Raw genomic sequence first — 8,108 nt, forward strand, 5'->3', positions numbered from 1 at the left:
CCTGATCGGGCGTCGGAGTCGGCGGCCTGGCGAGCGGGGGGCTCGTGGCGCCGGGACCCTGTGTAACGACCGGAGGGCCGAGGTCATTCCGGGGTTGGCCCACCTGCCGGCACCCTCGTCTAAGCGGTGCCCGTCGGTCGTCCGTGCGGACTGCAACGACCGGGGGGAGGTTCTCATTCCGACCTGCGCGACCAACCCTGGAAGGTCGGGCGGCGGGTCGTGGTACTGCAATCGTCAGAGTATGTAACGACCCCGACCCGGCCATGATTCCGGCCCGCGAGTGCACCCGGCCACACCCAGATACAGACAAACCACCCACACGGCACCGGGCTCCACGCCATCGGACCAGCCCTCTCCGGGTGATCCACTCGGATTCACGGAAGGCGGGGCATCCCGGACGCCCGGACACCCCGACATCAGGAAACCCGAGTCGATCAGGAACGCACCGACCGTGCAAAGGCCGCACAGACCGGACAGACTTCGCAGCCGGGCGGGGTCAGGTCGGCGCGCATGAGCAGCGCGCTCGGATCGACCTGAGCGACACCGGCTCTGGCGGGCGTTACCCTGACACCATGCAGGCCGTCTCCCCCACCGCGACCGGCGTGGCCTTTCTGGCCCGCCCGGGTCGCCCCGCTGTGGTGGCACGGACCCTCGCCGAGCTTGCCGGCCCCACCCGAGGTGTGGTGGAACTGCCGGTACGGCTGATGTGGAACGCCGAGCGCACCTTCGACCTCGGCGACCCGGACCAGCTGCTCTGGATGTACGAGAACGTGCTTCGCGAGACCACTCGAGCCGAGGATCTGCGCGCCCTGATCAACGGGCGGACGCTGCGTCGGGTGTGGCGACTGCTCAACCTGCCTCGGGGCGTACGCCAGGCGTGGGAGAGCCGGCACCGCGGCCTGCGCGCGGCGTGATCGAACCTCATCTGCACGAGTTCTACCGGGAGGTGGCCCGGGTGGCGCTGGCCGCCGCCGGGCCGTACCGGTTCGTTCTGGGTGGTGGGGTGGCGTGGGCGGCGCACGGGCTGGTCGCCCGACCGACGGAGGACGTGGACCTCTTCGCGGACGTGGAGGGTGCCGCGGCGGCGGCGTCCGCCGGGGTGCGGGTGGCCCTGGAGCGGGCTGGGTTCATCGTCAGTGACGCCGACCCGGACAGTGAGCTGGCCGAACTGTTCGACGGGTACGAGCAGGACATGAAGGACTTCGTGGTGAGCCGCGACGGACGGCAGATCCGGCTCAGCCTCGCCCGGTTGGACCGCCAGCAGAGTCCGGTGGTGATGGACCTCGGCCCGGTGATGGACGTTCGTGACCTGGTGGCGAACAAGATCGCGGCGTTGGTCAACCGGCGGGAGGTTCGCGACTTCATCGACGTGGCCGCGGCCCTCGACCACTACGACGTGACCGAACTGTTGGTGCTGGCACGGCAGGTCGACCCCGCGCTGGACCCGGACGACGTGCGCGCCGCCGGCCGTTATCTGGACCGGCTCTCCGACCAGCGTTTCGGCCGGTACGGCCTGGGCACCGTCGACGTCGCCGAGATCCGGCAGCGCTTCGCCGCCTGGCCCCGCTGACCAGCGGGCCACAAGAACAAGCCGCACCAACGGGCCACGCGACGCGAGCAGGCCACAAGCGTCGGGTGGGCATACCGACCGGACGCCCACCCGGCGGCGGTTCACTTGGTCGGTCGACCGCCCGTGACCCCCAGGATCTCGCCGGTCACGTAGCTGGACTCCTGCGAGGCGAAGAAGACGTACGCGGGTGCCAGTTCCGCCGGCTGCCCGGGACGCCCCTCCGGGGTGTCGGTGCCGAACTGCTTCACCTTCTCCTCCGGCATGGTTGCCGGGATCAACGGCGTCCACACCGGGCCCGGTGCGACCGCGTTGACGCGGATGCCCTGCTCGGCCAGGTCGGCGGCGAGCGCCTTGGTGAAGTTGGCGATCCCCGCCTTGGTGGTGGCGTAGTCCAGCAACTGCGGCGACGGGTCGAACGCCTGGATCGACGACGTGTTGATGATCGCCGACCCCTCGGCCAGGTGCGGAATGGCTGCCTTGCAGAGCCAGAACATCGCGTACAGGTTGGTCTTGAACACCCGGTCGAACTGCTCGGTGCTGATCCCGAGGATCCCCTTGTCCTGCGACATCTGGTACGCCGCGTTGTTCACCAGGATGTCGAGACCGCCCAGGTCGCGCACCGCCCGGTCGACCAGTTCCTGGCAGTGCGCCTCGTCGGTGACGTCGCCGCGTACCGCGACGCCCCGCCGGCCGGCGGCCTCGACCAGCCGGATGGTCTCCCGGGCGTCGGCGTCCTCCTCCTCACTGAGGTACGAGATGAGCACGTCCGCGCCCTCCCGGGCGAAGGCGATCGCGACCGCCCGGCCGATCCCCGAGTCACCGCCGGTGATCAGCGCCCGCTTGCCGTCGAGCTTGCCGCTGCCCCGGTAGGACTCCTCCCCGTGGTCCGGCCGCGGGTTCATCTCCGCGGTGGAGCCGGGCGCCGACTGCTGCTGCGCGGGCTGACCGGACTGCCCTCCGTACTGGCTGGTCGGGTCCTGCTGGGTGTGCTGGTCCTCGCTCACTGAAAACTCTCCTCGCTGCGCGCGGGAAGCGGGGGTCTCCCGCGAATGCCGTCCCTGACCGCCCTACCCTGCGTCGGCCTGCGGAAACCGCTGCAACGACCAGGGCTGTCGTGCGGCGGTGCCCGCTGCTGGTTAGGGTGCGCAAGGCGCTCACGAGGCGCGTCCACCCCCATGGAAAGGCACGTCATGACCTCTTCCTCCGGCCCGTCGCGCCGCCAGGTGCTCGTCGCCGCGGCGGCCGCGGCGACCACCCCGCTGATCGCCGCCGCGCCCGCGCAGGCGGCCGGCGCGGCCCGGCCGCGCACCTGGGATCTCACCCTCCTGGGCACGTCGGACACGCACGGCAACGTCTACAACTGGGACTACTACCGCGACGCCGAGTACGACGACAGCAAGCAGAACGACATCGGCGTGGCGAAGCTGGCGACGTTGATCAACCAGATTCGTCGGGAGCGGCGCGGCAAGGCGACGCTGGTACTCGACGCCGGCGACACGATCCAGGGCACGCCCCTCGCGACGTACTACGCCAAGCAGGAGCCGATCACCGCCACCGGGGAGAAGCACCCGATGGCACGGGCCATGAATGTCATCGACTACGACGCGGTGACCCTGGGCAACCACGAGTTCAACTACGGTCTGCCGTTGCTGGACCTGTGGATCCGTCAGCTCGGCTTCCCGGCGCTCGCCGCGAACGCCGTCAACGCGAAGACCGGCAAGCCGGCCTTCCTGCCGTACGTCATCAAGAAGGTCTCCCTCGGCTTCGCCGCGCCGACCCTGCGGGTCGGCATCCTCGGGTTGACCAACCCCGGCGTGGCCATCTGGGACAAGGGCAACGTCGAGGGCAAGCTGCGCTTCGACGATATGATCGCGACCGCCGCGAAGTGGGTGCCGATCATGCGGGCCCGCGGCGCGGACCTCGTGCTGATCTCCGCGCACGGCGGTGACAGCGGCACCTCCAGCTACGGCCCCGAGCTGCCGAACGAGAACCCGGTGGCGCTGATCGCCCAACAGGTGCCGGGGATCGACGCGATCCTCTTCGGTCACGCGCACAACGAGGTGGTCGAGCGGTTCGTGACCAACGGGCGCACCGGCACGCAGGTGCTGCTCTCCGAGCCGTCGAAGTGGGGCCAGCGGCTCACCCGGATGGACTTCACCCTCACCCGCGAGCGTGGCCGGTGGGCGATCACCAAGAAGGCCGCCACCATGCTGAACACCAACACGGTGGTCGAGGACCCGAAGGTGCTCGCCGCCGTGCGGGCCCAGCACCAGAAGACCATCGCGTACGTCAACCAGGTGGTTGCGCAGTCCACTGTGGAGTTGTCGGCGGCGGAGTCGCGCTACAAGGACACGCCGATCCTGGACTTCATCAACCACGTACAGACCGAGGTGGTCGGCGCGGCGCTGGCCGGCACGGCGTACGCGGACCTGCCGGTGCTGTCGATCGCGGCCCCGTTCAGCCGGACCGCCGTCTTCCCCGCCGGCGACGTGAAGATCCGCGACGTGGCCGGCCTGTACGTGTACGACAACACCCTCGAGGCGGTCGTGCTCAGCGGCGCCGAGGTGCGCGCCTACCTGGAGTACTCGGCGAAGTATTTCCGGACGGTCGCGCCGGGTGCCCCGGTCGACCCGGAGCAGATCAGCGACCCGGCGGTGCCGGACTACAACTACGACGTCTTCTCCGGCCTGGACTACGACATCGACATCTCCAAGCCGGTCGGGCAGCGGATCACCCGCCTGGTGCTGGCCGGCACCGACACCCCGGTCGCGGACAACGCGCAGTTCGTGGTGGCGGTCAACAACTACCGGCGCAGCGGCGGTGGCAACTTCCCCGGCATCGTGAAGACCCAGGTCTACAACGCGCAGCAGGAGATCCGTCAGCTGCTCATCGACTGGGCGCAGGCCAGGGGGACGATCGACCCGGCCGACTTCTTCCAGCCCAACTGGCGTCTGGTACGCGAGGGCGTGCCCGTCTTCTGACCCGCAGCGCATCAGGAACGGGCCGTGGGTGGCGACACCCGCGGCCCGTCGCGCGTTCTCAGCCCTGCACGTTCCAGCGGATCGGGTCCTCGGACTCCTCCGGCCGGTCGCGCCCGGGATCGGTCTCGGTCAGGGCCACCCGCTCGTCGGGACGGACGGCGGGCGGCAACTCCCCGAACCGCGCGTGGCGCAGAAACGCGTACTCGTCGTCGGTGAACTGTTGCTCGGTCATCAGCGTCTCCCCCTGCTCCGCTGTGATTGTCCGGCGGCCCCGCCGGTCGACACCAGTAGCCGGACGCACACCCTCTAAAGCATCCTAGGATCCTGGGTGAGCGGTGGTGGCCTGGCGCGACGAATGGGACAACCGGTCGAGCACCGCGAGCGCCGCCCGGATCGGCCGGCGGCTCAGCATCTCGTCGAAGCTCGCCCGCCCCTGGCAGAACTGCACGAACATCCGCCAGCCCGGCGGGGTCGCCAACAGGGCGTGGAACACGTCCGGGCGACGGGTGAACACGTCGAGCAGCCGGAAACCCGCCCGCATCTCCGGCAGCAGACGCTCGGCCACCGTCCGCTCGTACCCGGCCAGGTCACCATCCGCGACCGCAGCTCCGGCCAACTCGCCTGAGCGCAACGCGAAGCTGATGCCCTCCCGGCTCCACGGCTCCAGCAACCCCGCCGCATCCCCCACGACCAGCACCCGGCCGTTGCGCAACGGTGAATCCTCCGCCCGACAACGAGTCAGGTGACCGGAGTCGTGCTCCGCCGGCAACCCGGTCAGACCCAACCGGTCGACGAACCGCCGCAGGTACTCACGGGTCCCCTCCCCCGCCCCCCGCGCGGCGATCACGCCGACGGTCAACCGGTCGCCCTTGGGAAAGACCCAGGCGTACGAGCCCGGCATGTCGCCCCAGTCCAACAGCAGCCGGCCCCGCCACCGCTCCTGCTCGACCGGCGGCACCGGAATCTCCAGCTCCAGACCCAGATCCACCTGCCGGTACCGAACCCCCACGTGCCGCCCGGTCACCCCTGACGAGCCGTCCGCCCCGATGACGGCACGAGCCGCGATCGTCGTACCGTCGGCCAGCCGCAGGCGTACCCCCTCGGGGTCCTGCTCGATAGCGCGGACCGCGACCCGCTCCCGCAGCTGCGCGCCAGCGGCGACCGCCGCCGCGCGCAGCCGGTCGTCGAACTCCTCGCGGCGCACCATCGTCACCACCGGGCTGCCGTTGCGGCGGGTGAACTCCCGACGGCCGTCGCGGGTGAACGTCACCCGGTCCACCCGGTCGTGCGCGGGCACCTCGATCCGATCCTGGACGGCCGCGAGTGAGGTGCCGATCAGGCCACCCCCGCAGGTCTTGTACCGCGGGTGTACGGCTCGCTCGACGACAAGGGTGGAGACGCCAGCACGGGCAGCGGCGTGCGCCGCGGACAGCCCGGCGGGGCCAGCGCCAACGACGACGAGATCCCAAACGATCACGAAAGCAGCCTAGGGCACCTCCCCGGCCCGCCCGCCGGACCCGCCCGCCGTCGCGACCGCCCGATCGGGTGTGCATCTTCGGGCACCGAGGGGGTAAACGGCGCACGGCAACCGCCACCGCAGTGGCGGACGAACAGAGGAGGAACCATGCAGCAGGTGCAACTGTCGGAGGCCGAGCAACGGGTGTACCAGGCGGTCACCACCCTCGAGGCACGCGGGCAGGTGCCCTACCCGGACCTGATCGCCGAGGAATCCGGGCTCACCGCGGAGCAGGTGGGCAGCCCTCTGCACCTGCTCACCGAGAAGGGCCTGCTGCACCGCGAGGACTCGCCGATGGCCGGCCTCGACTTCGGTCCCCGGTTCTGCGCCCGCCAGATGGCGTGACCCGCGGAGCCAACTGGCACGGTTCGCCCCCCGAAGACCCGGGTAGCGGTCAACCATGCGTGACCGAGGGTCGACGGGGGGCGCGATGAGCGCGGCGCAGACGCCGCAGCCGGTGACGGCGGCCGAGAACCGACGGCGCTGGCAGGCCGTCGGCGTCGGACTCGTCGCCGCCTTCATGACGCTGCTCGACGTGAGCATCGTCAACGTGGCCGTGCCCTCCATCGACCGGGCGCTGCACGCGTCGTCGAGCGACCTGCAGTGGATTCTCTCCGGGTACGCGCTCACCTTCGGCCTGGCGCTGGTGCCCGCCGGCCGCTTCGGCGACGCCCGTGGCCGGCGCAACGCCTTCGTCTTCGGCATCGCGCTGTTCACCGTCACCAGCGCGCTCGCCGGCCTCGCCACCTCCCCGACCTGGCTGGTCATCGCCCGACTGTTGCAGGGCGCCGCCGCCGGCATCGTCAACCCGCAGGTCATCGGGCTGATCCAGCAACTGTTCCGCGGGCCCGAACGCGCCCGCCCGTTCGGGATCCTCGGCGCCACCATCGGCATCTCGACCGCCGTCGGGCCGCTGCTCGGTGGGCTGCTCATCGCCGTCGGCGGCGAGGACCACGGCTGGCGCTGGGTCTTCTTCGTCAACGTGCCCGTCGGTGTCCTCGCGGTGATCCTCGGCTGGCGGTTGCTGCCCGGCCGCCCCACCGGTCAACCCGGCTGGCATCGACTCGACCCCTTCGGGGTCCTGCTGCTCGGCGTCGGTGTCGTCCTGGTCCTCCTGCCACTCGTGCAGGAGCAGCAGTGGCGGACCCCGTGGAAGTGGGCCCTCATCCCGGTTGGCCTGGCGGTGCTGGTCGCCTTCGGGCTCTGGGAACGACGCTACGCACGCCACCATCAACCCCTGTTCGACCTCCGACTGTTCAGCTTCCAGTCGTACACGCTGGGCTCGGTCCTGGCGCTCGTCTACTTCGGGGGCTTCACCGCGATCTTCTTCATCTTCACCCTGTTCCTGCAGATGGGGCTGGGCTACAGCGCCCTCGTCGCCGGCCTGGCCATCACCCCGTTCGCCCTGGGCTCCGCGGCCGCCGCCGTGCTCGGTGGCCGCATCGTCAACCGCTTCGGCCGACCACTGGTCGCCATCGGACTGCTCACCGTGGTGGTCGGACTGGCCGCCACGGTGATCGCACTGCGCCTCTTCCCGGACGCCCCCGCTCCCTGGGTCACCGCCGGCCCACTGCTCGTCGCCGGCATCGGCAGCGGGCTGGTGATCGCCCCCAACCAGACGATCACCCTCTCCGAGGTGCCCGTCGAGCAGTCGGGCAGCGGCGCCGGCATGCTCCAGACCGGCCAGCGGATCGGCGCCGCCGCCGGCATCGCCGCCGTCGGCTCGCTGTTCTTCTCCACGTTGGCCGACAGTCGAGGGGACTGGACCGACGCCTTCGAACAGTCCCTCATGCTCGCCACCGGCATCATCGCCCTCGCGTTGATCGCTGCGCTGATCGATATCAGGCGAACCCACAACCACAAGAGCTGACCGGCGTACGCCGCTGGCCGGCACCCCGGGTTGCGGGTGCCGGCCAGCGGCCGATGCTGTCGTGCTGTCGTGCCGTGACGCGGGTCAGCTGTTCCAGTACTGGCCGACCAGGTCGGCGGCCTGCTGCTCCCACTGGGCGTAGGCGTCCGGGTAAGCCGACACCTGCACGGT

Annotated in this window: 8 protein-coding genes; 5 read left to right on the forward strand and 3 right to left on the reverse strand. The window is 70.6% G+C overall.

Annotation, left to right across the window (positions count from 1 at the left end; genetic code table 11):
- The first annotated feature begins 572 nt into the window (after positions 1-572).
- Together ABZU43_RS32945 and ABZU43_RS32950 are read left to right on the forward strand one after the other, a co-directional pair.
- Complete coding sequence (locus tag ABZU43_RS32945) at positions 573-914, forward strand: hypothetical protein (protein ID WP_124770765.1); 342 nt, start codon at positions 573-575, stop codon at positions 912-914.
- Positions 911-1,570: a nucleotidyl transferase AbiEii/AbiGii toxin family protein gene (locus tag ABZU43_RS32950; RefSeq protein ID WP_355010274.1), complete on the forward strand. Its 660-nt coding sequence runs from the start codon at positions 911-913 to the stop codon at positions 1,568-1,570. The genes ABZU43_RS32945 and ABZU43_RS32950 overlap by 4 nt, the downstream gene beginning before the upstream one ends.
- A gap of 101 nt (positions 1,571-1,671) precedes the next feature.
- Here ABZU43_RS32950 and ABZU43_RS32955 read toward each other — a convergent pair whose 3' ends face one another.
- Positions 1,672-2,574, reverse strand: coding sequence for an SDR family oxidoreductase (locus tag ABZU43_RS32955; protein ID WP_355010275.1), 903 nt, complete (start codon positions 2,572-2,574; stop codon positions 1,672-1,674).
- 186 nt (positions 2,575-2,760) lie between these two features.
- Between ABZU43_RS32955 and ABZU43_RS32960 the strand changes: the two genes are divergently transcribed.
- Positions 2,761-4,551, forward strand: coding sequence for a 5'-nucleotidase C-terminal domain-containing protein (locus ABZU43_RS32960; protein WP_355010276.1), 1,791 nt, complete (start codon positions 2,761-2,763; stop codon positions 4,549-4,551).
- A 58-nt stretch (positions 4,552-4,609) separates the two neighbouring features.
- Here the strand turns inward: ABZU43_RS32960 and ABZU43_RS32965 are convergent, their stop codons facing one another.
- Positions 4,610-4,783, reverse strand: a complete 174-nt coding sequence (locus tag ABZU43_RS32965; RefSeq protein ID WP_355010277.1) for a hypothetical protein — start codon at positions 4,781-4,783, stop codon at positions 4,610-4,612.
- An 84-nt stretch (positions 4,784-4,867) separates the two neighbouring features.
- Positions 4,868-6,028: a geranylgeranyl reductase family protein gene (locus tag ABZU43_RS32970; RefSeq protein WP_355010278.1), complete on the reverse strand. Its 1,161-nt coding sequence runs from the start codon at positions 6,026-6,028 to the stop codon at positions 4,868-4,870.
- A gap of 147 nt (positions 6,029-6,175) precedes the next feature.
- Here ABZU43_RS32970 and ABZU43_RS32975 point away from each other — a divergent pair, with 147 nt between their 5' ends.
- Together ABZU43_RS32975 and ABZU43_RS32980 are read left to right on the forward strand one after the other, a co-directional pair.
- Positions 6,176-6,412, forward strand: coding sequence for a hypothetical protein (locus tag ABZU43_RS32975; RefSeq protein WP_091397890.1), 237 nt, complete (start codon positions 6,176-6,178; stop codon positions 6,410-6,412).
- Between the two features lie 85 nt (positions 6,413-6,497).
- Positions 6,498-7,937, forward strand: coding sequence for an MFS transporter (locus ABZU43_RS32980; protein WP_355010279.1), 1,440 nt, complete (start codon positions 6,498-6,500; stop codon positions 7,935-7,937).
- Positions 7,938-8,108: the final 171 nt, after the last annotated feature.

It is taken from the genome of Micromonospora sp. NPDC005205 (assembly GCF_040608275.1).
Taxonomy (GTDB): domain Bacteria; phylum Actinomycetota; class Actinomycetes; order Mycobacteriales; family Micromonosporaceae; genus Micromonospora.

What these genes read in the sequence shown, in the direction of transcription:
- ABZU43_RS32980 (WP_355010279.1), top strand. Translation starts at nt 6,498, where the DNA reads ATGAGCGCGGCGCAGACGCCGCAGCCGGTGACGGCGGCCGAGAACCGA.
- ABZU43_RS32975 (WP_091397890.1), top strand. Translation starts at nt 6,176, where the DNA reads ATGCAGCAGGTGCAACTGTCGGAGGCCGAGCAACGGGTGTACCAGGCG.
- ABZU43_RS32960 (WP_355010276.1), top strand. Translation starts at nt 2,761, where the DNA reads ATGACCTCTTCCTCCGGCCCGTCGCGCCGCCAGGTGCTCGTCGCCGCG.
- ABZU43_RS32965 (WP_355010277.1), bottom strand. Translation starts at nt 4,783, where the DNA reads ATGACCGAGCAACAGTTCACCGACGACGAGTACGCGTTTCTGCGCCAC.
- ABZU43_RS32945 (WP_124770765.1), top strand. Translation starts at nt 573, where the DNA reads ATGCAGGCCGTCTCCCCCACCGCGACCGGCGTGGCCTTTCTGGCCCGC.